The organism is Nitrosopumilus ureiphilus (assembly GCF_013407185.1).
Lineage (GTDB): Archaea > Thermoproteota > Nitrososphaeria > Nitrososphaerales > Nitrosopumilaceae > Nitrosopumilus > Nitrosopumilus ureiphilus.
Genome location: NZ_CP026995.1, coordinates 1,308,203 through 1,334,757, shown reverse-complemented (window position 1 = coordinate 1,334,757; position 26,555 = coordinate 1,308,203). Strand labels below are relative to the sequence as shown.

At 33.0% G+C, this 26,555-nt stretch carries 29 protein-coding genes and 1 pseudogene; 18 read left to right on the top strand and 12 right to left on the bottom strand.

The window, feature by feature from the left end:
• Window positions 1-45: 45 nt before the first annotated feature.
• Complete coding sequence (locus C5F50_RS07960; RefSeq protein WP_179370839.1) at window positions 46-381, top strand: hypothetical protein; 336 nt, start codon at window positions 46-48, stop codon at window positions 379-381.
• A gap of 2 nt (window positions 382-383) precedes the next feature.
• On the opposite strand, the gene C5F50_RS07955 is transcribed toward C5F50_RS07960, so the two are convergent.
• Together C5F50_RS07955 and C5F50_RS07950 are read right to left on the bottom strand one after the other, a co-directional pair.
• Window positions 384-1,391, bottom strand: coding sequence for a biotin--[acetyl-CoA-carboxylase] ligase (locus C5F50_RS07955; RefSeq protein WP_179370838.1), 1,008 nt, complete (start codon window positions 1,389-1,391; stop codon window positions 384-386).
• A 36-nt stretch (window positions 1,392-1,427) separates the two neighbouring features.
• Window positions 1,428-1,946, bottom strand: a complete 519-nt coding sequence (locus C5F50_RS07950; RefSeq protein WP_179372966.1) for a hypothetical protein — start codon at window positions 1,944-1,946, stop codon at window positions 1,428-1,430.
• An 86-nt stretch (window positions 1,947-2,032) separates the two neighbouring features.
• On the opposite strand from C5F50_RS07950, the gene C5F50_RS07945 reads away from it, so the two are divergent.
• Genes C5F50_RS07945 through C5F50_RS07935 form a run of 3 tightly spaced genes read left to right on the top strand, consistent with a single transcriptional unit; the run spans window position 2,033 to window position 4,054 of the window.
• Complete coding sequence (locus C5F50_RS07945; RefSeq protein ID WP_179370837.1) at window positions 2,033-2,443, top strand: CoA-binding protein; 411 nt, start codon at window positions 2,033-2,035, stop codon at window positions 2,441-2,443.
• The gene (locus tag C5F50_RS07940; protein WP_179372965.1) at window positions 2,440-2,805 is read left to right on the top strand and encodes a hypothetical protein; all 366 of its coding nucleotides are present in this window, start codon (window positions 2,440-2,442) and stop codon (window positions 2,803-2,805) included. Before C5F50_RS07945 ends, C5F50_RS07940 begins: the two co-directional genes overlap by 4 nt.
• 34 nt (window positions 2,806-2,839) lie before the next feature.
• Window positions 2,840-4,054, top strand: a complete 1,215-nt coding sequence (locus C5F50_RS07935) for a redox-regulated ATPase YchF (RefSeq protein ID WP_179370836.1) — start codon at window positions 2,840-2,842, stop codon at window positions 4,052-4,054.
• Window positions 4,055-4,406: 352 nt separating this feature from the next.
• Here C5F50_RS07935 and C5F50_RS07930 read toward each other — a convergent pair whose 3' ends face one another.
• Window positions 4,407-5,327 carry a cobalamin-binding protein gene (locus tag C5F50_RS07930; protein ID WP_246282006.1) on the bottom strand — a complete coding sequence of 307 codons (921 nt, stop codon included), beginning with the start codon at window positions 5,325-5,327 and terminating at the stop codon, window positions 4,407-4,409.
• 53 nt (window positions 5,328-5,380) lie between these two features.
• Between C5F50_RS07930 and C5F50_RS07925 the strand changes: the two genes are divergently transcribed.
• From C5F50_RS07925 to C5F50_RS07910, 4 genes are all read left to right on the top strand, one after another.
• A complete protein-coding gene (locus C5F50_RS07925; protein WP_179370835.1) occupies window positions 5,381-5,482 on the top strand; it encodes a zinc-ribbon domain-containing protein in 102 nt (33 codons plus the stop codon).
• Window positions 5,483-5,548: 66 nt separating this feature from the next.
• The gene (locus C5F50_RS07920; protein ID WP_179370834.1) at window positions 5,549-6,706 is read left to right on the top strand and encodes an Nre family DNA repair protein; all 1,158 of its coding nucleotides are present in this window, start codon (window positions 5,549-5,551) and stop codon (window positions 6,704-6,706) included.
• 276 nt (window positions 6,707-6,982) lie between these two features.
• Window positions 6,983-7,732 carry a DUF432 domain-containing protein gene (locus C5F50_RS07915; protein ID WP_179370833.1) on the top strand — a complete coding sequence of 250 codons (750 nt, stop codon included), beginning with the start codon at window positions 6,983-6,985 and terminating at the stop codon, window positions 7,730-7,732.
• Window positions 7,732-8,556: a mechanosensitive ion channel family protein gene (locus C5F50_RS07910; protein ID WP_179370832.1), complete on the top strand. Its 825-nt coding sequence runs from the start codon at window positions 7,732-7,734 to the stop codon at window positions 8,554-8,556. The genes C5F50_RS07915 and C5F50_RS07910 overlap by 1 nt, the downstream gene beginning before the upstream one ends.
• Window positions 8,557-8,561: 5 nt before the next feature.
• On the opposite strand, the gene C5F50_RS07905 is transcribed toward C5F50_RS07910, so the two are convergent.
• Entirely contained in the window at window positions 8,562-8,846 is a 285-nt protein-coding gene (locus C5F50_RS07905; protein ID WP_179370831.1) for a hypothetical protein, read from the bottom strand.
• A 126-nt stretch (window positions 8,847-8,972) separates the two neighbouring features.
• On the opposite strand from C5F50_RS07905, the gene C5F50_RS07900 reads away from it, so the two are divergent.
• The 3 genes from C5F50_RS07900 (at window position 8,973) to C5F50_RS07890 (ending at window position 10,894) form a co-directional block, all read left to right on the top strand.
• Entirely contained in the window at window positions 8,973-9,854 is an 882-nt protein-coding gene (locus tag C5F50_RS07900) for a tyrosine-type recombinase/integrase (protein WP_179370830.1), read from the top strand.
• Window positions 9,855-9,945: 91 nt separating this feature from the next.
• A complete protein-coding gene (locus C5F50_RS07895; protein WP_179370829.1) occupies window positions 9,946-10,131 on the top strand; it encodes a hypothetical protein in 186 nt (61 codons plus the stop codon).
• 43 nt (window positions 10,132-10,174) lie between these two features.
• Window positions 10,175-10,894 (top strand): HNH endonuclease signature motif containing protein, encoded by a 720-nt coding sequence (locus tag C5F50_RS07890; RefSeq protein ID WP_179370828.1) that lies wholly within the window; start codon window positions 10,175-10,177, stop codon window positions 10,892-10,894.
• A 150-nt stretch (window positions 10,895-11,044) separates the two neighbouring features.
• On the opposite strand, the gene C5F50_RS07885 is transcribed toward C5F50_RS07890, so the two are convergent.
• Complete coding sequence (locus C5F50_RS07885) at window positions 11,045-11,374, bottom strand: hypothetical protein (RefSeq protein WP_179370827.1); 330 nt, start codon at window positions 11,372-11,374, stop codon at window positions 11,045-11,047.
• A gap of 841 nt (window positions 11,375-12,215) precedes the next feature.
• On the opposite strand from C5F50_RS07885, the gene C5F50_RS13070 reads away from it, so the two are divergent.
• The 4 genes and pseudogenes from C5F50_RS13070 to C5F50_RS07870 all read left to right on the top strand — a co-directional run bounded on the left by C5F50_RS13070 (window position 12,216) and on the right by C5F50_RS07870 (window position 15,923).
• Entirely contained in the window at window positions 12,216-13,577 is a 1,362-nt protein-coding gene (locus C5F50_RS13070) for a CFI-box-CTERM domain-containing protein (protein WP_246282005.1), read from the top strand.
• 74 nt (window positions 13,578-13,651) lie between these two features.
• Window positions 13,652-13,723 (top strand): annotated as a pseudogene (locus C5F50_RS13425) (zinc-ribbon domain-containing protein); the annotation flags it as partial.
• A gap of 6 nt (window positions 13,724-13,729) precedes the next feature.
• Complete coding sequence (locus C5F50_RS07875; RefSeq protein WP_179370826.1) at window positions 13,730-14,470, top strand: tetratricopeptide repeat protein; 741 nt, start codon at window positions 13,730-13,732, stop codon at window positions 14,468-14,470.
• The gene (locus C5F50_RS07870; RefSeq protein WP_179370825.1) at window positions 14,463-15,923 is read left to right on the top strand and encodes a hypothetical protein; all 1,461 of its coding nucleotides are present in this window, start codon (window positions 14,463-14,465) and stop codon (window positions 15,921-15,923) included. Before C5F50_RS07875 ends, C5F50_RS07870 begins: the two co-directional genes overlap by 8 nt.
• A 92-nt stretch (window positions 15,924-16,015) precedes the next feature.
• Here C5F50_RS07870 and C5F50_RS07865 read toward each other — a convergent pair whose 3' ends face one another.
• The 6 genes from C5F50_RS07865 to C5F50_RS07840 all read right to left on the bottom strand — a co-directional run bounded on the left by C5F50_RS07865 (window position 16,016) and on the right by C5F50_RS07840 (window position 21,514).
• Window positions 16,016-17,263 carry a tetratricopeptide repeat protein gene (locus C5F50_RS07865; protein WP_179370824.1) on the bottom strand — a complete coding sequence of 416 codons (1,248 nt, stop codon included), beginning with the start codon at window positions 17,261-17,263 and terminating at the stop codon, window positions 16,016-16,018.
• Window positions 17,264-17,386: 123 nt separating this feature from the next.
• Window positions 17,387-17,923 carry an SHOCT domain-containing protein gene (locus tag C5F50_RS12990; protein WP_218843324.1) on the bottom strand — a complete coding sequence of 179 codons (537 nt, stop codon included), beginning with the start codon at window positions 17,921-17,923 and terminating at the stop codon, window positions 17,387-17,389.
• 83 nt (window positions 17,924-18,006) lie between these two features.
• Complete coding sequence (locus C5F50_RS07855) at window positions 18,007-18,771, bottom strand: DUF5906 domain-containing protein (RefSeq protein WP_179370823.1); 765 nt, start codon at window positions 18,769-18,771, stop codon at window positions 18,007-18,009.
• Window positions 18,772-18,869: 98 nt separating this feature from the next.
• Entirely contained in the window at window positions 18,870-20,261 is a 1,392-nt protein-coding gene (cysS, locus tag C5F50_RS07850; RefSeq protein ID WP_179370822.1) for a cysteine--tRNA ligase, read from the bottom strand.
• A 3-nt stretch (window positions 20,262-20,264) separates the two neighbouring features.
• A complete protein-coding gene (locus C5F50_RS07845) occupies window positions 20,265-21,056 on the bottom strand; it encodes an NAD+ synthase (protein WP_179370821.1) in 792 nt (263 codons plus the stop codon).
• A gap of 155 nt (window positions 21,057-21,211) precedes the next feature.
• Window positions 21,212-21,514 carry a Rieske (2Fe-2S) protein gene (locus C5F50_RS07840; RefSeq protein WP_179370820.1) on the bottom strand — a complete coding sequence of 101 codons (303 nt, stop codon included), beginning with the start codon at window positions 21,512-21,514 and terminating at the stop codon, window positions 21,212-21,214.
• A 75-nt stretch (window positions 21,515-21,589) separates the two neighbouring features.
• Between C5F50_RS07840 and C5F50_RS07835 the strand changes: the two genes are divergently transcribed.
• Genes C5F50_RS07835 through C5F50_RS07825 form a run of 3 tightly spaced genes read left to right on the top strand, consistent with a single transcriptional unit; the run spans window position 21,590 to window position 25,274 of the window.
• Window positions 21,590-22,831: an adenosylhomocysteinase gene (locus tag C5F50_RS07835; RefSeq protein WP_179370819.1), complete on the top strand. Its 1,242-nt coding sequence runs from the start codon at window positions 21,590-21,592 to the stop codon at window positions 22,829-22,831.
• 38 nt (window positions 22,832-22,869) lie between these two features.
• The gene (gene metG / locus C5F50_RS07830; RefSeq protein WP_179370818.1) at window positions 22,870-24,528 is read left to right on the top strand and encodes a methionine--tRNA ligase; all 1,659 of its coding nucleotides are present in this window, start codon (window positions 22,870-22,872) and stop codon (window positions 24,526-24,528) included.
• Entirely contained in the window at window positions 24,525-25,274 is a 750-nt protein-coding gene (locus C5F50_RS07825) for a DUF726 domain-containing protein (protein ID WP_179370817.1), read from the top strand. The genes metG and C5F50_RS07825 overlap by 4 nt, the downstream gene beginning before the upstream one ends.
• A 710-nt stretch (window positions 25,275-25,984) precedes the next feature.
• Here C5F50_RS07825 and C5F50_RS07820 read toward each other — a convergent pair.
• Window positions 25,985-26,545 (bottom strand): TATA-box-binding protein, encoded by a 561-nt coding sequence (locus C5F50_RS07820; RefSeq protein ID WP_048116017.1) that lies wholly within the window; start codon window positions 26,543-26,545, stop codon window positions 25,985-25,987.
• Between the last annotated feature and the right edge of the window lie 10 nt (window positions 26,546-26,555).

Genomic DNA, 26,555 nt, shown 5'->3' with positions numbered 1-26,555 from the left:
TATTGTTAGAAAATCTTTAATTTATTCATAGATACGTCTTTTGTATTGACAAAAGTTGGAACGGGAGAAATAATATATGATCTACGAAAAAAGATACAAAAAATCAAATATGATTTGAATCAATTGAGTGAGCCTCCCTCTGAACTCCCCGAAATGATTACTTCTGCAAATTTGCTGCGTTCAAACGAATTCCTATCAAAAGAAAATGAAAAGAAAACTGAATTAGTTTCTGCTTATGAGCAGTATTCTGAGGCTTTAGAGGAGATGCTTTCATCTGTTTTTGAGATACAAAAAGATCTAAAAGAGATTCTCAAAACACAATCCTCTATGATCGCTGCCAAAAAAAAGAAACCCTCAAAATCAAAAAAGACTAAAAAATAATCCTATTTTGATAGATAAATGATATCGCCTGCAATTACTTTGCTTGTTTTGTTTTTCTCTGATACAATTAATGCTCCGTCATCATCAATTTTGATTGCGTCTCCTTTAATTTTACCCTCTATTGTATTGAGTTCTACTTTCTTTCCAATTGTCGATGATCTTTTTGTCCACTCTGAAATGATATCTTTTGTTTGCTTTGTATTTAGTAATTCATAAATTTTTTCTAATTCTGCTAAAAATGTCTGAACTAGTATTCTTGGTTTCACTTTCTTTTTCTGTTCACTTAGTGAAACCACTCCATAAAAATTGGGTGTCCCTTTGAGCGTTTTTTCAATCTGTTTTACATCCACATCAAAATTAATTCCAACTCCTAAAACTAAACTTTCGATCTTGTTTGATTCTAAGGATACGTCAACTAACATTCCTGCAACTTTTTTGCCCTTTATTGTCAAATCATTTGGCCATTTTAATTCCGGTGTAATTTTGAATGTTTTTTCTATGGCATAAGATAATGCAAGTGATGATGCAATTGGAAATAGAGTTGTAATTGAAATATCAAATTTTGGTTGTAAAATTATTGAAAACCAAATACCTCCTTTAGGCGAGATCCATTTTCTTCCCAATCTCCCCTTTCCCTCTGTCTGCTTTGCTGCAATAATTATGGTCCCATCATTTATAGGATCTTCTGACATTTTTACCGCTTGGCTCTGAGTGGAATCTAATGAATCAAAATAATATGCCTTCTTCCCAATCTTTTTTGTTTTTAACCCCGATGTAATCTCCCAAGGTAAAAGAGCATCAGAATTTGATGTAAGCTTGTATCCTAATTTTTGTTTTGATTCAACAGTGTATCCTAACTCTTGAATTTTTTTTATGTGCTTCCATATTGCAACTCTGCTAATTCTTAGGACATCACTCAAATCTTGACCTGACAAATATTCGGTGTTGTGTGTCTGCAAAAATGTTAGTACCTTTACTAATCCTGGACTGTCAAATGAATTGTAAATCAATTAAGTTCTGTTTTAATCCCGAGTATAAAATATGAACTAGAATCCAATGTCGATATCGAATCCACCATCATCCACACCGCCGTCCATACTTCCATCATCCATTCCTGTATCTCCGCCATCTGGCATACTTTCTGCTGGAACATAATCTGACATTGCCATGCCCATCATACTAAACATCATTGAAAACATCATCATATCCATCATTCCAAAGAACATCATTGTTGGTAAAAATGACTTATTCTCCTCCATGCATTGTTTCATTTTTTCCTTATTCCCTGTTTTGTAAATTTGAGACATTTCATTCCATCTTGTTTGTAATTCGTGAACGCGTTCATCAACTTCTTTAGAACCTTTTTCGGTAATATCCATCTCTATTTTTTTTCCTAGCCAACCTTTTCTCTCTATAACCTCGATTAACCCTCTATTTTCTAATTGCTCTAAAATTTTATTCAATTCTTCAGCTTCAATCTGGGTAGTTTTTTGGATTTTTTCAAATTTCTTAATTCCGTGTTTTATTGCACCCAAAACTATGGTGTCTTTTGGCTCTTCTTCCATTACTATTTTCATTTTTTCATGGCTAAAAAATTCTTTGCTTTAAGTAAAATTTCAAAAATTATATTCTTCAACTGTGTCCTATTTTTATGGAACAAGATGAGCACACTGACGAACAAATCCGTGATTTTCTTTCAATGAGAAAAGTTGCAGTTATTGGAATGTCTAAAAATTCATCTAAAGCAGCACACTATGTGCCAAAATACCTTTCTGAGAATGGATATGACGTTATTCCTATAAATCCTACCGCTGATGAAATATTGGGTAAAAAATGCTATGATTCTGTTTCAGAAATTGACGAAGTTGACATTGTAGATATTTTCCGACCATCAGATCAAGTTTTATCTATAATACAAGATGCAATCAAGAAAAAACCCAAAGTAATATGGCTACAAGAAGGAATCCATAATTCTAAAGCAGAAGAACTAGCTCGAAAAGAAGGAATTGATGTTGTCTTCAATAGATGTATGCTTGCAGAACATCAGAGATTGATGAAATAATGGCCTTTGAAAATTTTTATAATGATTTACTTGATTTGGCAAAAAAATATGAAAATCAAAACATTCCTTTAAAGATTGAACAAGATCTTGAAAATAATATTATCAAAATCTTTGGTGAGAAAATCAACTCTCTGACAAGAGCAAAAAACGGTCTCAATGATGTAACTGAACTTGCATATGCTACAGCTGAGCATCACCCATATTGGAATATTCTTTACAATTCTTCTGAAATTGCAAATAGTGTGTTAGATAAGTGGAAAAGTACTCTATCTGAAGATGATTTGTCTGATATTGACTGGGCATTAAAAGAACTTGAACAAACACTTGAAAAAATTAAAAATCAACAATCTCCCAATTCCTAGGCAGAGATAAATATTCTCTTCTCAGAATTACATCATGACTATCAAACTTGGTTTAATTGGCAAAACCAATACTGGAAAAACCACCTTCTTTAATTCTGCAACATTATCCTCTGAAGAAATTTCATCTTATCCATTTACTACCAAAGCACCTGTGTCTGGAATTGCACATGCCATTACATTATGTGTTCATCCAGAATTTAAAATTCAAGATAACCCAAACAATTCGAAATGTCTTGATGGGTGGCGATACATTCCAATAGAATTGATAGACTTGCCAGGACTAATCAAAGATGCTTGGAAAGGCAAAGGACTGGGAAACCAATTTTTATCAATTGCTGCTCAATCTGATGCTTTACTTCATGTTGTAGATGCATCTGGTGGAGTTGATTCTACTGGAAAAATTACCGAAGTTGGAACTGGTGATCCAATATCTGATTTTGCAGATATTGAAGAGGAATTAATCATGTGGTACCATAAAATTTTGGAAGGTAATAGGGAGAAGGTATCAAAACTAATCAGAACGGGAACTGATATTTCTGATGCCATAACTGATTTGTATCGAGGAATTGGGGTAAACAAGAATCATGTTAAAGAAACATTTTTGGCAACAGGATTGGAGGAAAAAGACTTTGATAATTTTGATATGGTTGATAGCAAGAAATTTGCATCTCATCTGAGAAAAATTTCTAAACCTACCTTGATTGTAGCAAACAAAGTTGATGTCGAAGGAGCAGACAAAAATTTTGTAAGACTGAGAGAGCGCTATAATGACTCTATAGTTATTCCAGTTAGTGGAGACAGTGAATTCAGTTTAAGACGTGCAGAACAGAAAGGATTGATAAAATATTCTCCAGGATCTGAGCAATTTGAAATAATTAAATCTGAAGATCTAAATGAGAAACAAATCAATGCACTCAATTTCATCAAAAAAGGTATAATGGGCGAATACATGAGAACTGGAGTTCAATTTGCAATTAATGTTGCAGTATTCAAACTGCTCAAAATGAACTCAATTTATCCAGTGGCCAATGAGACAAATCTGACTGATAAAAAGGGACGAATTCTACCCGATTTGATATTGCTAAAAGACGGTGCGACAATAAGTGATCTTGCCAAAGAAATCCATACTGATTTGACTAAGGGACTTCTATATGGCAAAGATTTGCGATACAACCTAAGGTTGCCTGTTGATTATCAACTAAGAGATAGAGATGTTGTATCTCTAGTTAGCGCAGGAAAAAACAACTAGTCTTTTTTCTTGCTTCTAGGTTTTGTTCTCAAAACTGCTTTTGCAGCAAATACATCTAGTGTCATCAACTGACAAACATGTTCCACAAAATGTACATCTTTTCTGTCCTATTGCTATCTAATTTTGTTTGGAACTGCCTCTGCTCTATGCATATTCCTCTACATGTTCTACCCATTAATCTCACCAGTGCAGTAATTTGTGATAAAATTCATCGTTCTGATTTTCTTTGATTTCTAAATTCTTCAATCATGTCTAATTTGTGGCTTTAAATTATTTAAGGTGGGTATTTTTTTCCTAGTGGTAATTCCAGATGTTTTTATATATTTTTGTCAAATCATGCCTAAATTTTCGTCTAAGCAATTTGTGAAAAGGATTCTTCTAAAACTTGAAGATTGCCAAATTCATCTGGTTGAATAATTTTTGCTAGGATCTCTAATCCGCCTATTGTTCGTATGCTTGGTTTGCTGAAAAATGAATCTGCATCAACTGCAAAAATTTGATTATTCTTTACTGCTTTGAGTGAATTCCATTTTTCATTTCCTTTTAGAATGTTGTTGTATTCTGATATTGTGCGTTTTCTATCAAAACCGCATGGCATTACAATAATTATATCAGGGTCTGCTTCAACCACTTCCTGAAAATCCATACGTCTTGAATGCTCTCCTGTTTTACTAATCATGTTGATTCCTCCTGCAATCTCTATCATCTCAGGAATCCAGTGCCCTGCAGTAAAAAATGGCTCAATCCATTCAATTGTCACAACTTTTGCTTTTTCATTATTATGTTTCATTTTGATATTCTGAACTCTTCTTTCAAGGGACTCTGTGATTTCTCTGGCTTTAGATTCTCTGTGTAGAATTTTTCCCAATTCTATAACTGATTGAATAATCTCCTGTATGTTATGAGGATCCATTGTATGAAGAATTGGTTTTGTTTGAAGAATTTGTAGTGCTTTGTTTACTTGATTTGTATATGCTGCACAAACTTCACATGTTTTTTGAGAAATAATAAGATCGGGATTAGCTTTTTTTAGATTTTTTTCATCAATTGTAAAAATATCTTTCCCGTCATTTAGTAATTGACAGGTCATTATATCAATTTCATTGCTTGTTAATTTCTCTGAATTAATTACTGAATTGATAATTCGTGGCTTTGTTTTTGCATCATGAGGAAATCTGCATTCATGTGTGACTCCATACAAATCCTCCTGTACTCCAAATTCATATAGTAATTCTGTCGCACTAGGCAAAAACGAGACTATTCTTTTAGGCAATAATGATACGATAATTTACAAGTTCTTAAATCCAATCCTGTCATAGTTATCCCATGAAACTCGAATCTTGTAGAAACTGTGGAAAAGAATTATGGCAAAATCAGACGATTTGTCCACACTGTGGGCGTGAAAGGGAACAAGAGAATCCTGAATAGATGCCTTACAATCAGTCCATATCCTAATCAGGCAAGTTAATAGGCTCAATTCTGGCATAAATTACAGTGTCCTCTAATTCTCAAGATATTAGACGCGCAATTTTATCTAAATGGCATGAGACGCTTTCAAAACATGGTAATCTCTTTTCGTCTGATTCGATAAGTGGAACTAGTCCCCCATCTGTCTTTGTTGGGTCTTATAATTATCCCAAAGTCTTTGTTGGTCCAATGGTTCCACCAATTCATGGTGATACTAGTCTGCTTGATAGTCCTGAAAGATGGAAAGAAAAATCATTAGAGGACATTGTGAATTTTAGATTGAATTTAGTTCGTGGAATACAAACCACTTCTATTGATCAAACTGAAGGAAGATACATTGAAAACCTTCAAGAGATTGCAATGTCTTCAAAACCAATTGATTCTGATTTAACATTTGAAAAATCAACATCTTCTCATGTTTCTCTTGATGGAGAAAGTGCACCATTTGGTCCAATTGGGGTTATTGCTACTGCGAAATTTTCTGGAACAACTTCAGAAAAATCAATTGAAAAAATATTCTATGATAAAGATTTGAAAGCACAGGATGCTGTATTGAATTTGTATGATTCTGGAATCGAAATTTCAAAAATTCAAAAATGTTTCAGTATTGGAATGCTCGGTCAAAAAAGAAAACTGGTTCCAACTAAATGGAGTATTACTGCAACTGACGATATTATTTCAAAATCACTGGTTGGCAAAATTTTAGATTATAACCTTATTGATTCATGTAGACTTTTTTCCTATGAACATTTAGGAAATGTCTTCACCGTTATTTTGTTTCCCCATAGATGGATCTATGAAATGATTGAGGCTTGGTATTCTAATGGTGTTTTAGGATTTGGCTCTGATTATGAGGATGCAAGAGGAATTGATCATCCTCCTGCAATAGCTGGAGCCTATTTTGCAGCAAAATTAGGTGTTTTGGAATTTTTGGTAAAACATAAAATTCAGGCAGGAGTTGTAATATTGCGAGAAATACGGCCTGAATATGCCATCCCCGTTGGTGTCTGGCAAGTTCGTGAGGGTATACGTGAAGCAATGAAACAAAATCCAGTGTTTGCTGATAATTTTGATAGTGCGTTGGCCTTGGCATCAAATAAAATGAGTATTAGTAAATCAGAATGGCTTTCACATGGAAATATTTTAAAATTAATGCGGCAGAAAACGTTGTCTGACTTTTTTTAATTTTTTCAAATTATTTGTTTGCTAAAATCTGAAATAAATTCCCTGGTGATTCTAGAGAATTTAACATTATTTTTGGACCAAATATTGGATATGGTGGTACAGAATTTGAGTATGATCCTTCAAAGACCTACTATTTTAGAATCAATGAGAACTTTGGTAGCACAAACATTCTTCTAGAATTTGAGTGATTCATTCTTTTTCTACTGGTTATTCTCTTAAATTATTATTTTTTATAATGATAGAGATTAAATGATGGATTTTAAATAATAAATAATCATGAGTGATTCTGATTCCTCTTTTTCTAATTATGGTATTTACACTATTGAGGATAACACTGAATTTTCACTCCCTAACGTCATTATCAAAATTGAAAAAATCGGGGATCATGTATTTTCTTACATTAGAAAAGATGTTGAGGATAACATTGTTAAAAAAATAATTCCTGTATCTTCATCGAAACTTACAATTGAACTATCTCCAGTTAGACCATTAAATTATCCTGCTAGGAGAACCTCCTACATGTATTTGGATTTTGAAACACCTATTTTTCTATCAGAAGGTTCAGCTGCCAGTGTTTTTGTTCGATGTCCTATCGAAATAGGCATATTCCTAATCCATGATGGACACAAAGATTCTCTGGATTGGGTTGATTGTGAACCATTAAACTCAAGATTTTGTCTATATGGGACCCCCGAATCTGGAACTCTTTGTAAATATGCACCATCAGAAATAGTTGAATCTTATGATGATTCAATCCCATTTACCAATGGTGTTTTAAAAATTGATATTAAAAACGATTTAGATAAAGGATTGACAGTCTCCAAAATCGTTTTCCCAATAACTGATAATTCTGTATATTATAAAAATTCAAAAGCAATTTTTGATTCATTGAAGGCTGTACTAAAGAAAAAACTCACTCTTGAAATTCTTGATGTTACTAGTCAGTCAATTGAAACTGATTGGACAAAATCCCCAACATATGAACGAGTTGAAAGTATAAAACGAGTGGACCTGAGTGTTGAATAATGGTATTTGAATTCCTTCAAAGTTTGGAAACAATAGAAATCACTGGTGGTTTAACTTTTCTTTCGCTACTTATTGGCGGAATAATTATGGGTGTTGGAATAATTATTGCAAGAACATTCAGGCTTCTTTTTACAAAATATTATGCGCCAAAGCTTCCACAAGATTCTGCAAAAAACTTTGGCAAGTTAATTTATTTTGGAATAATAATTCTGTCATTTTTGGTTTTTACATCAACTACAGGTGTTGATTTTTCTGGTTTACTTATTGCAGGTGGAATATTTGGAATTGTGATTGGTTTTGCAACACAGTCAGTTGTTTCAAATTTAATTTCAGGTATTTTCTTGATGATTGAAAAACCTGTTAAACAAGGAGACAAAATTGACATTCCTGGCTCTGATATTTCTGGAACTTTATTGGACATTAATACATTCTCAGTTCGTGTAAGGAGATTTGATGGAACTATTATTCGAATACCTAATGAGTCCTTTTTTACATCCAACATTCGTTCCCTTTCGTCAACACCAGTAAGAAGATCTGAGGCAATAATTGGAATTGCCTACAAGGAAGACCTAGATGGTGCTATTTCCGTAATTGAAAAACAAATCCGTAAATCTATGTCCTTTGTTTTGACACTGCCCAAGCCAGAATTTAGAATTAAAGAATTAGCTGATTCCAGTGTCAATATAGAAATTCTTGTATGGCATCCTAGAGATGATTGGGATCAAGTAGGCCCCCATTTACTTAAAGTTGCTAAAAAAGCACTGGATACTGCTGGAATAGAGATTCCATTCCCTCAGCGGGTAATCTGGCAACCAAAGGAATAGAGAATCTATTTTTCAATAACGCTAATTTGATTTTTACTATTTCTTTGTTTTTTAATTAAAGCAAACATTATCATTCCAACATTAATGATGGAAATTATTTCAATCAAATCAACTCCATACAAGAACCAATCAATAACTGGATGTACTCTTGATACAATTCCTGCTTCTAACATGATATCTGCGTTCCACACCATATGGGGAACTTGGATGAATTGAATTATTGCAATAAGAATAACACTTCCTAATATTTTATTTTCATACCAATTCCAAAATTTATTCCATGCATTCATGTATTGATTTTCTTTTTAATTATAATAAAGACTATGAAAATTAGATACAACTAATTAGACTGGACTAAGTTTACTTTCATTCTAAATTAGTCCTCGTTTTATTAATATACAATGGATAAATTAGGTATGAGTTTAGAACTATTTACAGATGAAGATTATTTCAGTCGAATGTTTAGAAAATCAGAATCAAAAAGAACAGAACATTCAGCCCGAGTATCTCTAAAAATCTTTGATATTTTTTGCAAACATCAAGGAACAACAATTAACGAGATGATAGAGATGTACCAAAAATTATCTAAAGAATCTGATATTCGAAGTATCTGTCTATCTTTGGATAAGTTTGTGAATTTTCTTGATCAAGACCATGAAGGAATATCAAAAAGAAAAAGCCCTAAAACCATTAAAACTTACTTTGGTTTTGTAAAGTCATATCTCAGAATCTGTCACGGTGTCAAGGTATCAATAGATGATGTAAAAGATTACATTCAATTCCCAAAACCGAGAAAAGTACCACGTAAAGCCATACCCATCAAAGTCTTAAAACTAATTTGTAATAATGCTAGTCCGCAAAGACGTGCATTATACTATACCCTCATATCATCCGGTATGCGATTAGGTGAAGCGTTATCTCTAACAAAAAAGAACTTTCATACAAACGAAAATCCGGTAAGAATCACAATAGATGCTGAAAACACAAAGACTAAAGAAAGCCGTGAAACCTTCATCACATCAGAAGCTTTTGAGAAAGTACAGCCTATCTTAGAATCAAAAGGCGATGATGAGTTCGTGTTTACTGAATACAAAGATAACATTCAGGCTGTGATCAATGAAGATCAAGTATTTGGTGATCTAAGAGTTAGACTTGGTTTAACTGAAAGATACATTGAACAATACTTTGATGCAAAACATATCAATCTTGAAGAACTTGCAGTAAAATACGGATTAAAAGAACAAAGAACAATTCTATTACCTTGTAAACAACCAGACTTTAACGAGGTGTCAAATTGATAAAATATTACAAATGTCCGTATTGTGCAAGGGCTTCTTTACATGTAGAAGTATTACGTGAACATCTTCAAAAAAGACATGGTGTTTTAGAATGAATATGTGTAAACGTTGTGGATATAAAACAAAAACTGAAAAATGGATGATTAAACACCTTGCAGAAAAACATGGAATACATCTACCAATAGGCCTTGATGAATCTCTTTTTGATGGTGGAATTGAAAAAATTAAAGAGGAATTTAAGGGTAAATTGTATAGAAACGGTGAATTTTACAACTAAATAATCTCAAAATGCTTAAGTTCATAATCTGTTAAATCGTTTTATGAAATCTATTGCCATTCTGTCAATTATTCTCCTTTTATCTATTACAATCATTCCTAGTTTTTCACAGACAGGTTCTAGGGATATAATGAGTGAATACTGTCAGGATAATTGGCAACATGATCCGGTTAGATGTGCAGATTTTATACCTGAGGGATATGGTGAACGAGTAGCCGAAATTACTCAAAATAAATTTACATCAGAAGATGAAATGAGACGACAACAATTAGCACAGAATCCTGATTTGAAATGTCCGTCTGGAACATATTATGGATTAGATAATCAAGGAAATCCTGCATGCAGAGATACTCAAAGTAACCAAATTGTTGATCCCAATACAGGAATGAGATATGATTCACAAACAGGTGATGTTGTTCTTCAAGATGAACAAATTGGATATGTTGTGATAGGTGTAATCATTTTCATCATAATTATTGCAGTAATTGCAAAAACTTCTCAATCAAAATCAGAACCAGAATATACAGAAAAACAATCTAGACGTTCATTTGGTAGAGAAATTGAATCACAAACTTTGAGAAAACAAGATAATAGGTGTAATGATTGTGGTAGGAGAATAGGTCTAGTTAATGGCAGATTAGTTTACTTTGACTATGATCACATAGATGGCCGTTCTTGGAATACTGATCCTAGTAACTGTCAAGCACTTTGTAAGAATTGCCATACGCATAAGACAGAACGAGAAAGAAATTCCAATCCTTGAACCGTTTGTACCTAAAAATAATTCAAATTCCTCAAAACGTCCTTCTAGGCGTAAATGTTATGAACTAACTTAGATTTAATTCACAATTAGACTGGACTAACTTGTAAGAAAATACTAAGTATTCTAGATTCATGTGTAATGCCTATGTTCTTAGGTTTGAAAATAATATCTCTGAGTATTTTTTGTTGTTTTACTTTCTGAAAATATTGCTAATACTAATGGTAAATTTATCTCAAAAATATGAACTTTTGATATTAGAATTTCTGTTGGAACCTGAATTTCTTTTGTGTATGTGTTTTCTTCACCCTCATTGAAAGTCTTCGAAACTGACATCCTACAATGATTGCATTGATATGTTGATTGGTCTTTCAAAGATTGTTTATATTTATTTGAACTGATTGTTACCAGATATTCATCTCCTAGACAACCATTAAGAGAATACAATGCTGACCGAGCTCCTGAATAATCTTTGCGATTCAAAGAGTTAACTGCAAAATTCTTAAAAAACCCAAAGTTTTTTGAGATATCCGGTAAGTGCCCACTCTTAGGCAATTACTTTAAACCCTCCCATTTGTGACAGGTTTCTCTTACTACTACAAATTCAATTATCATACAAAATGCACTTGATTTAAAATAATAAAGAGAAGATTTTATGACTGAAAATATTATTTCATTAGTTTCTCATTGATTGTTTTCATGACTGAATAATAGAAATTAGTATTTGCTAATTATCTATTACAATATTTTAAAAAATAGAATTGAACGTTACTTAGTTGTGTACTTTTTGTTATTTAGGATGGTAAATGCAATTTTATATTCTAGTGAAAAGATCATTGTAAGTTATGATTGATACAATAAAAGACGTCTTGGAAGAAATACCTCTATGGGCTTGGATTCTCATTGGGTATGTTGGTATTGTTTCATATTATGTCGGGGATAATCTGCTGTAGTTCCTGACACATTATGATCAAAACTTTACTCTTTTAGATTTGAGATTGTCAATAGAAGAAAGTTCAAAACTAGAAGTGTCAGGATTTGTGCCTAAATCGTCTCTTCAACATACGGTATAAATGATTTCTATCGAATTTGAAATTTTTGTTTCACGGATTTCAAATCTCGGAGAATGATTTGTCAGATCACATTGACACTCTAACTAGGGTTGGGCATGAAAGATATTGGAACCAACCGTATGTGCTCCGTAAGCGGTATTCAGTAAATTGATTTACACTGTATTAATTCAGTATTGGTTTTGCATTTATAGTAATAATTGTTATTATTGTAGTTATCGTGATTAAAAGAAGATGATGTTAAATTATACAAATTGAATTTATTCATAATCTTTTTTGCAGTTATGGGATTAATTGGAATAACTACAGGAATTGAAGCCTTTGAAACAATATGTTCAGATTCAGAAGATATTGAATTAGATTACACCGTCACTCACGGAAAAGTCTTAGAGTCATGTATTGATGAATTTACTCCTACTGTTTTTATGACTGTAGAATCTGATACGGCTAGTCAAATAACGGTAGAAATTCCAAGAACAATGGTGTATTCAATAAATCAAGGTTGTGAATCTCTAGATTTGATGATAGTAGTACTAGTTAATGGAGAAGAAACAGATTCGACAATTCAAACCACTCCTTCTAGTAGAATTTTTACATTAGATTTTCCAGCAGGTTACAATGCAATAGAGTTTATTGGCACTTTTACGCTAGGGGATGATGTTCATCAATACTGTGGTGTAATTTATGGATATGATTCTCAATATTTACCTCCTGAAATACAAGTAGAAAAAGGAAGAGTCCCAGAACATGTTAGATGTAATGAAGGATTAGAATTGACAGTAATTGATAATGTTCCTATGTGTGTTGTGGACCCAACTCTAAAAAAACTTGTAACAAATGAGTATGATGGCATCTATGATCTCAGTTTTGTTACACCGATTATGAAGGGTGAAGTTGAAAAGTATGTCATCATTGGTGAATTAACAATAGAAAATGGAATTATTTCTAGTGTAGAACTGGAAGACCATTATCTAAAGTCGTATCCTGTAAAATATAGTGGTTCTGTATATAATGATGATACAGCACATCTTACAGGTCCCTGTATTGAAGAAGGAGAAGGCCATTATGATTCTCTACAATTTGTTGATGGCAGATTTGTGGGTGATGTGGAATGTGACTCTTCAATTCCAATACCTGGTGCAAGAGTGACTCTCATTCCTACTGGAGGAGATTTTTTAGGATTCACAAAAGTATCTCTGATAAAAATTATTGCTGAAGATGAAGTAAGAGATTATGATGATCAAGGAGGTGGTTGTTTAATTGCAACAGCCACATTTGGTTCAGAACTAGCATCACAAGTACAACAATTACGAGAACTTCGAGACAATTCATTATTGCGATCAGAATCGGGCACAAATTTTATGGAATCATTTAATCAATTTTACTACTCATTTTCTCCAATGATTGCAGATTATGAACGTGAAAATCCCCTATTCAAAGAAGCAGTAAAACTTGTAATAACTCCAATGATCAGTTCACTTTCTATTCTAAACTATGTTGATATGGATTCGGAGGAATCAGTATTGGGATATGGAATTAGTTTGATTCTTTTGAATATTGGGATGTACTTTATAGCCCCTGTAATTATAATTCGTATGGTATGGAGTAAGATTTGAATATTAAATTTATATTTTTTATTAACAGTGATACAATTCATGTCTAGAAAGGATGTGTTTTTAGAGGATTAAGGATGAATAATTTTTTTTGTGGCCAATGTGGTACAAAAATATCTACACCTTCTAAGTTTTGTAAACATTGTGGTTCTTTATTGGTCCCTCCTTCTGGGAAACATACTTCCTCATCATCTGATCAACTTGATGAAGAAAAACAAAACAAAGTCTCTTGGTTAAATAATAAAGGAATTTCTTTTTTATATGCTGGAAAATATTTGGAAGCGACTTCCTATTTTAACAATGCATTAAAAATTTCCCCTAATGATGAAATTGCACTTAGTCATAAAGGCGATGTACTTGCTTCTGTAGGAGTCTATAAAGATGCAATACTTTGTTATGATAAAGCATTGGAAATTAATTCTAAAAATGTTCATGCCTTACATAATAAAGCAAAGGCTCTTGCCAATTCTGGTGAGGATAAAACTGCAATAGATTGGTTCAACAAAGCATTGGAAATTGATTCAACTAATCCATTCATCTTATGTAATAAAGCAAAAGCGTTAAGTAGAATCGACAGTCAAAAATCGGCATTATCTTGTATTGATGATGCACTGAATTATTCACCTGACAATATTGATATTCTATACATTAAAGGAAATATTCTTTCAAGATTAAGTAATTTTCAAGATGCATTAGACTGTTATAACAAAGTGTTAGAAATTAATCCAAAGAGAACAGATGCTCTTATTTGTAAAGGCAATGAACTTACTAATCTTGGTTTACATCAAGATGCAATATTATGTTATGATCAAGCATTAGAGAATGACCCTGATAATCCATTTGTAATAGAAAACAAAAATCATGTTCTAGCAAAAATGGAGAAAACTAATGAGTGATTTTGGTGATGTTCCAGATATTGGTCCAAGTGGACCTGTTGGAGATGTACCGGTAGATGATGTGTATGGGGATATTACTGATCAGGGAGATTTTATCTATGGCCCTGCGAGTGATTACGTTGGAGGGGAAGACCCATCTAGTGCAGACCTCTCAGAAGATGCAGACCTCTCAGAAGATGCAGACCTCTCAGAAGATGCAGACCTCTCAGAAGATGCAGACCTCTCAGAAGATGCAGACCTCTCAGAAGATGCAGACCTCTCAGAAGATGCAGACCTCTCAGAAGATGCAGACCTCTCAGAAGATGCAGACCTCTCAGAAGATGCAGACCTCTCAGAAGATGCAGACCTCTCAGAAGATGCAGACCTCTCAGAAGATGCAGATGGGGGCATAGTTGAACCAAAATCACAAGTTTCAAACGAGAATCTTTCAACAAATAATAGTTCTTACAAAACTAATTCCTATGAGCATTCTCAAATAGAATCCACCACTACGGATAATACAGCATATCACCCGATACCCCCCAATTGGATTCCTTCACAAGAAAGTGATTCAATAAATCTTCCTGAAATTCACGGAACATTGCCTGAAAATTCCGAAAATCTTGAAGAGGCATCACAAAATCTAATTGATTGGTGGCATAATCCCGACATTGAAATAAACTATCCGCCATTAGAAGGAATTACAGATATCACAAATCAATCATTTAGCAATAGTGTGGTTGAAGTTTCAGAAAACACTTCATCTGAATCTCATGATCCTTTCGTTGAGTCTAATCTCAATTGGACACAACTTGGTTCATTGTATCTTCCGCTTATTGCAATAGGAATAATGGATACGAAATGGGGAAGGCCAAAACTCCTCAGAACTGAAGACATTAAAGACAAAGTACCAGTTCATATGCCTTGGACAGGAATGGTGGAAACACCAAAATCCATTGCAGATTTGTTTAAAGAAAAATGGGATAATTTCGTAATATCAAATACTGGAAAATTTTTTGAGGATGTTGGCTATTGTATAATGGAGAAAGGTGGAGCACTACATACCCAAAAAGCTTGGGTAGACAAATCGAAAGAATTGCTTGGAAAAGAAATACTAAAAAAACTAGGACCAAAGAAAGCTAGTGCAAACATTTTTGTTGATTTTGCTGCAGACAAAGGATACACACGAAGGGAAATTGACGCAATTGTTCAAACATGGGCCAAACAAGTTGCGTGGGACTTTGCAAAAATATCCTATAAAGGAACCAAAAGTGCACCACACTTAGTAATTTTGAAATTTCTGGTTGACAATTTTGGAAAGAATATTTCTGTGAGCTATTCCTGTCTTTGGTCACATTTACAAAATTTACCCACATTTCCTCATGAGGATATTGAAATCATGAAAGATCACGCAATCGATATTGCATCTGGCATAATTCCACCTGAATATCTTCCAGATAAATCGAGAATGTAATTACTCAATACTTTGTGTAATGTTGGGTTGTCAAATCGCAAAGAAGATCATGAGTTAGAATACAAAAGATGATCATTCATCTTAAATTTTCTTCAATGCTTTGAAAGTGCTATTTTTTTGAGTTCTAGTGCTCTTAAATTATTAGGTTCAATTGATAATGCTTTATCAAAATACGGTAGAGAGTCTTTGATTTTTCCTTTTAGACTAAGGGCTCTTCCCTTATTACATAATACAATAACATCATCTGGATTTTTTCTAAGAATCTTATCAAAACATGTTATTGCCGTTTTATACCATCCACCATATTTTGTATTCAGATATGCATCTCCTTTATTGTTTAATGCAATTCTATTTTCTGGTTCAATTTTTAGTACTTTGTCATAACATTTGATTCCATCTCTAAATGACCAGCCTTTGTTTTCTCCTAATGTTTCTAACAAGCAATACGCATCTCCTTTTCTGTTTAGTGCATCTATGTTATTTGAATTGAATTTTAATGCTTTATCAAAACATGTTATTGCTTCTTTGAATTTGGCACTTTGTCCTGATTGAAAGGCGGTTCTTAATCTAGGATGTTGTGGTGTCTTTTGATGTAATACTTTTTTCATTATTGTATCTCCCTTCTCTATCCACACAGAGGGATTTTTAGAATTAATGCCCAAAGTTACATCAAAAATTAAAAGTGCTTCATCATATCTTTTAATTCTACTTAACACTTGTCCCTTATACTCTAAAACTTCAATGTTATTTGGTTCTAATTTTAAAACTTCATCAAAATAGGATATTGATGATTTGAATTTATTTAAGTAATAAAGTGATTTTCCTTTCAAAATTAATAAATTGATTTTTTTAGGCTCTATGCTTAATGCTTTATCAAAATACTTTGTTGCCTCTTTGTGTTGACCATGATTAAATAATTCCATTCCTTTTTTTAACAAACTTTCAAAATGTACTTTGTTTTTTTTAATTTTTGATGAATACTGTTGCTGCTTTTCTTGGAATTCTACAGGAGTGATTTCTCCTTTTGCTAACTGAATTTTTAATTTTTTTAAATCAATTTCTGATATTTTATTAAGAATTGTTACTGATTGTTTTTCTTTTTTTGATGTAATTACTGCGTTCATTTTTCCTGATTTTATCAATTTTAGCTTTTCTTGGAATTCTACAGGAGTGATTTCTCCTTTTGCTAACTGAATTTTTAATTTTTTTAAATCAATTTCTGATATTTTATTAAGAATTGTTACTGATTGTTTTTCTTTAATTGTATGAAGTTTACTACCACATGTTGTACAAAATTTTGAGTTAGGCATATTTTCAGCAGAGCATTGTTTACAAAACATTTTCTTTGTATTGTATTTTAGGTTTAAATACATTTTAAATTTTTTTTAGAATTACAATTGATTCTTCACCAATACTCTGATAATATACACTAATTGAAATTAAGTAAAAATGGAGTAAAAAATTTACATCAAATCTTTTTTAATGTCATCAAACTCTTCTTTGGTTATTTCGCCTTCTGCATATCTTTTCTTAAGTATGTCTAAAGGTTCAGCATCATCTGTTGAAGTTGATGGTGGATGAAGATTAGACTCGGAAGAAAAAGTAGATTGAATTGATGTGCCATCAAAATATTCTTTCACATGTTGTTTTCTCAAATAAATAATAATTATAATATTAACAATAATAGACATAATGGCGGCTGGACTCTGTGCCATCAAAGAAATTACCCCTAGAACAATAGTGGCAATTACTAAACCTATTATAGCTTTTCTTCCCTTCCCAGAAAATATTAGACCTGCTATTACAAAAAATAAAATCATAGTAATAAATAAAAAAAACCAAACCATTCCAAGAACACTATCTCCATCAGACCATAATTTTGTAGCCTGATAGACTCTAAATGTCTCCATAGCCGAAACGAAATTTGTAATTGCAGTTATAATGTAAAGAATTCCTAAAACAGTAAGACCAGTAGGACGTTTTGGTTTGGTTTGTGACAATTTATTCTATTAGTTTTTTCCTTTTAATAAAGTCGTCTGTCCCAACAGAGGGAACTGAATTGGCCCATTCCAAGTGGGGTTTCTCATATCTCATAACAATAATTTTTGTAGAATTGATATGTCTCTCGTTTAGTTCTATTACATTCGCTGTCAATAATGCAGTTGGTGTAAAACTGTTCTAATGGGTTTGCATTTTCATTCCACATTTTTTGAATGACTTTATAATCTTTGGTATGAGTAAATCTTCCAACTTTGTTTAACCGATTGGCAATTGTAACAAGATTGGAAAAGACTAGATTTATTTCTGATTTATTCTCAATTAATTTTTCTTTAAGATATTCAATTCTTTCAGGATCGTTTTCAAAATTCCTATCCCATTTTACAATTATCCATCTACGAAAAAATCCTTGAGATTGATCATGACATTTAGGAAAACGATTACATGAAAACATTAACTTACAAAATGTCTTTATTCTAAATCCTTGTTGGTATTTTTTCTCAACTTCAATTCCCTCAGAAGATATTATCGCCTTGATTTTTCCTAAATATCTTAACTCCTTCTTTTCTAAATCCGTAAAAATGTTGGCTAATTTTCCTACCAAGTTAGCTCTCAAAAATTTATTTTCTGCTATGTCTTGTTCTACTTCACTTTCTTTCTCGGGTTTAAACCATTTTTGATATCTCTTGATCATGTCCTCTCTTGTAACATTTTGACTTTGACAAAATAGGTCAAAAGATCTCAAGGGTGCTTTTGCTACTACAACAGTTCTCTCTGATTCTGACGAATTGAATAAATCCTCTAACCATTCTAATTCACTGTATTGTTCTTTCACGATTGTTTCGCTCATGTTTAATTAATAAAATGAAGACTAAGTGATACTTTTCTATCAGTTAAACTAGACTAATAACTTCAGGCATAAATTTTTTGAAATTATCTAAATCTTTTTTATTTATTTTCAGCCTTTATGCATTCTTTTTTCACCCAGATTGTTTTTCCCTTGTGATCAATTAATTCGATATTCATCTCATTAAGTTTGTCTCGAATTTTATCTGCATCTCCAAATCTTTTTTCTTTTCTAAATTGCTCTCGGCTTGAAATCAGATCATCAATTTCTTGTTTTTCGATTTCTGTCATTTCTGGAATTTGCAATCCTAAAATTTCAAGCATCCTTCCAAATTCTTTTTTGATAATTTGAGCATCTTCTCTACCGAGCCGCTCTTCAGCTGCTAATCTGTTAGTCTCTTTTACTAGTTGAAAAAATGCAGATAATGCAAGATGTGTATTAAGATCATCATTTAGTGCATTATCAAAGTCTGTGCCTATCTTCTCAATTACTGAATTAATTTTTTCACTATTTTCACTATTTGCATGAATTAACTCATAGTAGCATGTCTCTATCTGTCTCCATTTAGTGAGATTTTCCTTGAGTAATTCTTCAGAATAATCAATTGGTTTTGAATAGTGCCCTGAAAGACAGAATAATCTGATGATGTTTGGACCCCAGTTCTCTAAAACATGCTTGATTGATTTGATATTTCCAAGTGATTTTGACATTTTTTCACCATTGATTGTCACCATTCCAACATGCATCCAAATCTTTGCAAATTGAGTACCAGTACATGATTCGGATTGGGCAATCTCATTTTCGTGATGTGGAAAAATTAAATCTCGTCCACCACCGTGAATGTCAAAATTTTCTCCAAGATACTTTATGCTCATCGCGGAGCATTCTATATGCCACCCTGGACGACCTTTGCCCCAAGGACTATCCCACACAGGCTCCTTGTCTGAGAATTTCCACATTGCAAAATCTAGTGGATCTTTTTTAGCTTCGTCTACTTCTATTCTTGCACCTGATTGAAGTTCATCTATTTTTTTCTTTGACAACTTTCCATATTCAGAAAATTTTGATACTGCAAAATACACACCATTTTTTGTAGTATACGCAATTTGTTTTTCAATTAGTTTTTCAATAAATTTTACAATGTCTTCAATGTGCTCTGTTGCTTTGGGATAGTTTGTCGCGCGCTTTACATTTAATCCATCAAAATCTTTGAAATAGTTTTCAATGTATTTTGTACTGATCTCTTCTGCTGTAGTGTTCTCTGAATTTGCACGATTGATAATTTTGTCATCTACGTCTGTAAAATTCTGAATAAATTCAATTTCCACATTTTTACTTTCTAAATATTTTCTTAGTACATCAAAAACTATGATGGTTCTTGCATGACCAATATGTGACTCATCATACACAGTAACACCGCAAAGGTAAATTTTGACCTTTTTAGAAATATCTAATTCTTGTTCTGAATTCAGTAATGTGTCTTGAAGTTTCATCCCTTAGCCTCTATCTGGTTTTTGTGCAGGCAATCTTTTATGTTCACTGTTTATGTTTTGTTGGTAGACCTTCTCTACCATTGATTTATCAATTTGAGTTAATTCCACAGTTTCATCAACTGATAGTTTCTTTTCAAATAAACAGTACAATGTAGAATCAATCTCCTCATATGTTGCTCCTAATTCGTCTTCTGCCTCATGCTCTTTCCACAAGTGAGGGCTACTCTTTTTTGAAATGACATTTTCAGGAACTCCTAGATATTTTGCAATCTCTCTTATCTGTAGTTTGTAGAGTAAAATAATTGGTGTAATGTCTGATGCACCATCACCGTATTTTGTAAAATATCCTAGCAAGTACTCACTTTTATCGCTAGAGCCTAAAACTAGATAATTTTTGGAATTTGCATAATAATACAAAATATTCGTTCTAATTCTTGCACGAAGATTTCCCTTTGCCTGATCATTGGGTTCTAGATACATCGAATATTCATTTACAATTGGTTTTATGTCAATCAGTTTGTATTCTATTCCTGTAAGTGAAATCATTTTGAGAGCGTCATCTGTTTCAGATTTTGGTGTGATTGAAGTATCTGGCATAATCAATGCAACTGTTTTCTCTTTGATTTGTCTTTTACAAAGATAAGCTAAAACTGCGGAATCAATTCCTCCACTTAATCCTAGAATTACCCCCTTTGCATGATTTTTTTCTATTTGATCTGATAGAAATTTCTCCAATGTCTGTGTTATTGAAGCATAATCCTGATTTTTAATTTCATTAATAATATCTTGATTCAATGATTAGTTTTGATTATTTCTGAGGATAAAAATTCTCCTTAATTTGAAGGAAAATCAATTCATTTTGAACCCACAATAGTGATTACTTCGTCTAACTTTACAAATAACCCAATAAATAATTTTTTTAAATTTATGATTAGAAAATCAGTGTTTTTTTATACATCCACGTAGATACCATCGTCTCTGGCCTCAACTTTGTATGTTTCTAGTTTGACATCTTTGAGATAATCGGTTAGTTCTCCTGTCTTGATATTGTAATGCCAAAAATGTAATGGGCATTCTACAATGTCGCCATCTAGTTTCCCAGGAGCAATTGATCCGTCTTGATGGACACATAGATCGTCTATTGCGTGGTATCCGTCTTGATTAAAGATTGCGATTTGTTTTCCTTCGATTTTGAAGGCTTTGCCTTTTCCTGCTATTACTTCGCCTTTTTCTGCAATCTTTTTCCAAGTCAATAATATTCTGACATTTTTGTCATTTATTTAGATTCGCATGATAGAATTTTATAGTGTACCTTGAGGGTTTGATTATTGAGTAAAGTAAAGTCTAGTTCTAAATTAATCAAAGAGGGCAAACTATCCTATGAATGGGCCAGATCCCACATGCAAATTCTAGATAATACTATTAACAGATTTAAAAAATCAAAACCACTAAAGGGCATAACCCTTGGATTTTGCTTGCACATTACAAAAGAGACTTCTGTCTTACTAATGGGTGCAAAAGAACTTGGTGCAACTGTTGCATGTTGTGGTGGAAATCCATTAACTACACAAGATGATATTGCTTCCTTTTTAGCATCTCAAGGAATACATGTCTATGCATGGCATGGTCAATCTGTCAAGGAGTATGATTGGTGTATTGATCAGGTATTAAAACACAAACCTACAATCTTAACTGATGATGGAGCAGACATGAACATCAAAGCACATTTTGATAAAAGATTCAGCACTATGAAAATTCTAGGAGCTACTGAAGAAACTACTGCAGGTGTTACTAGAATTAGAGCTGTGGAGAATCAGGGCAAACTTCGCTATCCTGTAATTTTGGTAAATGAAGCATACACAAAGCACATGTTTGATAATCGATATGGGACTGGACAAAGTACCATTGATGGATATCTTCGTGCAATGAACTTACTTATGGCCTCAAAACGTGTAGTTGTAATTGGGTATGGTTGGGTTGGTCGTGGTGTTGCATCCCGATTCCAAGGAATGGGTTCCAAAGTAATTGTAACTGAGATTGATCCTGTAAAAGCACTTGAAGCTCACATGGATGGATTTGAAGTAATGCCTATGGCTCAAGCTGCAAAGATTGGTGATATGTTTGTCACATGTACTGGAATGACTAGTGTAATTAGAAAAGAACACATCATGCAAATGAAAAATGGTGCAATCATGGGCAACGTAGGTCACTTTGATGTAGAAATTGACAGTAAATTCTTGTTAAAACAATCAAAATCTGTAAAAGAAGTAAGGCCAAATCTTGATGAATGTACTCTAAAAAATGGTAAAGTCGTTTATCTAATTGGGCAAGGTAGACTTGCAAACTTGGTCGCAGCTGAAGGACATCCTCCAGAAGTAATGGCACAATCATTTTCAAATCAAATTTTGTCTGTTTTGTATATTCTTAAAAATCACAAAAAAATGGAAAACAAGATCATCAATGTTCCTGAAGAAATTGATAAGCAAGTAGCAGTTGATGCACTGGCTGCAATGAATGTTAAAATCGATAAACTTACACCAGAACAAGTAAAATATGCAAACAGCTGGTAAAACTTCTTAACCCCAATACAGTTCTTGACAAGTATCTGATGAACAACAAAGCCATCATTACAAGTGCATTGCCATATGCAAATGGTGAAATCCATTTGGGACATGTTGCATCTACATATCTTCCAGCCGATGTAACAACTAGATTCCTAAAACTAAATGGCGTGGAGGCTTACTATGTCTGTGCATCTGATGATTTTGGAACTCCCATCTTAATTCAGTCTGAGAAAGAAGGCAAGACTCCAGCAGAATATGTTGCTCATTGGAATAAACGTGATTATGATGATTTTTCAGCATTTAACATTCAGTTTGATTATTTTTACAAGACTAGCTCGCCTGAAAACATTGCTTTTGTTCAGGATGTCTTCAAAAAACTAAATGATGCAGGCCATATCTATGAGCAAGAAATAATTCAATTCTACTGTAATAATGATAAAAAATTCCTGCCAGACAGATATGTCAAAGGAACGTGCCCTCATTGCAAGGCAGAGGACCAATACTCTGATCTTTGTGAGAGTTGTGGTCGTGTTCCAGAAGAGATTGCTGATCCTAAATGTTCTCTTTGCGGTCAAGTTCCAACTAAAGAAAAAACAAAACATTATTTTTTCAAACTCAAAAATTTTGGTGACTCTTTAACTAAATGGCTGGAAGAGAATACACATCTTCAAAAAGATGTGAAAAAATATGTTCAAAACTGGATTAAATCTGGTTTAATTGATTGGGATATTACTCGTGATATTACTTGGGGAGTTCCAGTCCCGCTAGATGATGCAAAGGACAAAGTATTCTATGGTTGGTTTGATAATCACCTTGCATACATTTCAACCGCATTAAAATTTCTAAACGATAAAGGAATTGATGGAAAAGAATTTTGGAATTCTGCAGACATTTATCACTTTATTGGAAAAGACATTGTGTATCATCATTATCTTTTTTTACCTGCAATGCGATTGGGAATAAATAGTGAATACAAACTGCCTGACTATATTCCAACACGAGGTCACCTTACTCTTCAGGGAAAGAAAATATCTAAAAGTAGAAATTGGTATATTGGATTAAAAGACTTTTTAGAATTTTACCCTGCTGATTATCTTAGATATTATCTTGTGTCTATCAATCCGTATTCTCAAGATGATTTGAATTTTGATTGGGATGACTTTACAACACGAATCAATTCTGAACTGATTGGAAATCTAGGAAACTTTGTAAATCGGGCATTGGGGTTTACAAAAAAAGCATTTGATGGAAAGGTCCCAAAAATCGAATCCTTTGATGAAAAAGATTCTGAAGCAGAAGAAAAAATAAAGAATCTTGCTTCAGAACTTGGCTCTCTTTTGGAGCAGAATCATCTTGATAGGGCTTTGAAGAAAATAATGGAGTTTTCATCTTTTTTTAACACATATTTCCAGCACAAAGAACCTTGGACAAAAGGACCTGGCACTGCAAATTGTGTGTATCTTTCAGTGAATGCCGCAAGAAGCATTTCTATTGCTATTTTCCCATTTTTGCCCGAATCTGCACAAAAAATCTGGACGCAGTTGGGACTATGTGGTAACGTCAAAGATTCTTCTTGGAGTGGCATCTCTGAGTTTGGCGTGCCTGCAGGACATACTTTGGGGGTTGCATCTCCTTTGTTTGTCAAAGTGGAAGAATCTGATATTGAACAGCACAAAAAACAGTTAGGATCATTTGAAAAATGAGGCCAATTCCACGAATTTCCACTAGGGGATACTATGATCTTTCTAATGGAAACCCCCTCAAAACCAATTCATATTATCTTTATCCAAAAAAAGATTTTAAAAAATTGGTTAATTCTAAAGACCTCACAATTATGATTCATGGATTGAGAAACGATGGCGCAGGAGCTGTTGCCAAGGTACTGTTGGCAAAAAATCGTTTGCGTAAATTGGGATACACTAATCCTGTAATTGGATTTAGTTATGATTCAAACACAACAGGAGCCCATTTGATAAAACATGCAAAACATGCACTTGCTGTAGGACAAACAATTGCAAAGAAAAATGGCCGTAATCTTGGTCTGTTTATTCAGGACTTTAAGCAATCAAGTCCAAACACAAAGATTAGGTTGATGGGTCACTCTTTAGGTTCTCAGGTAATATTGAGTACGTTGGAATATCTTTCAAAAAAGAAACAAAATATTGGATTAATTGAAGGTGTTTACTTTTTTGGTGCATCTATTACTGAAGATGTGCCTTCTAAAAAATACGGTAAAATTCTTCAAAGCATTGTAAACAAAAAAATTGTAAACTACTATGCACCTTCAGATAAAGTACTTGGTTGGGCAGATAATGAAAAATATGTTAAAGGTCCATTGGGTCTTAATGGTGCAAGTGGAAAACCAATTAGTAAGTATCATCAAAAATTGGTAAAACCAAAAAATCATAGGTTTGCAAGTTACGCTGTAGTGCTGAATTCATTTCCGTAATTTTGCAAACATCCTGGTGTAGTATGATTCGTACGTTACTCTTTTATAGAAAAATGACATTCATAACTCATTATGAAATCCGGCACATCTTGTGCTCAAAATAATAAATCCATTTTGTATCATTTGCATATTCTGGATGAAGAATACGATGATGCCGATGATCTTTTCGAGTATCCGTGTTAGAACACAAAAAATTCAATTTTGTGTATTTGAATCATCTATGTGGGTAATTATTAGTGATATGCTTCTATATGTCTGAATTCATAGAAAATCTATAGGGGAATTAGGCATAAAACTCAGAAATTAAGCCGGTATATATCTAGGATAAACTAATTAGAGTATGTTCAAAAAAATAATTGGAAAATTGAAATTTGGTTCTACAAAGGCCAAAGTTTCAGATGATGTAGATGCATTCAAAGAATCTGAAAAAAAGAAAGAGGGATAATGAAATAAAATGAAATATCAATGTAGAATTTGTAATTTTCATTGGGAAGGAAATTCTGACACCTTTTCTAAAGTGTTAATCCATGAAAAAACTCACAAAAAAAAGGTTTCAGCATAATGCTTACTTGCAATAAATGCTACAATAATCATCATGATCAGTGCATGGGAAAAGCTGGAATGTATGATTGTGGTTGTGATTGTTTTAAAAAATAAAATCAATTATTTACAATAAAATTTACAATCTTTTTGTTTACCTGTTTTTTAGTTTAGTCATAAACCATTAAATTTTTCTCTTCAAGTAAGCTATGAATCTGATTGACTGAGCGATGGATGTCTTTTTCAATTCTTGCACCAACACATACAAGCTTACCTGAGGCAAAAATTAGAATTACTGTTTTTGGATCAAGCATTCTGTGAATTAATCCTGGGAATTGTTCTGGTTCATACATACTTCTTGGAAGAGTTCTAGCTGCTTGTTCCAAGTTTACTTTGCCTCCCAGATTAATTGATGAGACGATATTTTGAATTGTAACTATGGGTTCATTTTTAATTTTGATTTTTCCCTTTCTTAGATTTTGAACAACAATGTTCACTGCTTTAATTGCCATCTCTTCAGATTTGGCACCTGTGCATACCATTTTTCCTGAGCCAAAAAGCAGTGTTGCAGTTCGCGGGGTTTTAAGTCTGAAAACAGCTCCTGGGAATTGTTCTGGATGATACTCTACATCTGGAAACTTTTTTGTTATATCTACAAGATCTAATTTCTGCTCAATTGTTGCAGATGCTACTACGTTAACTATTGCTATCACTGGTTTGGTTTCTGTCATGTCTTTTTCG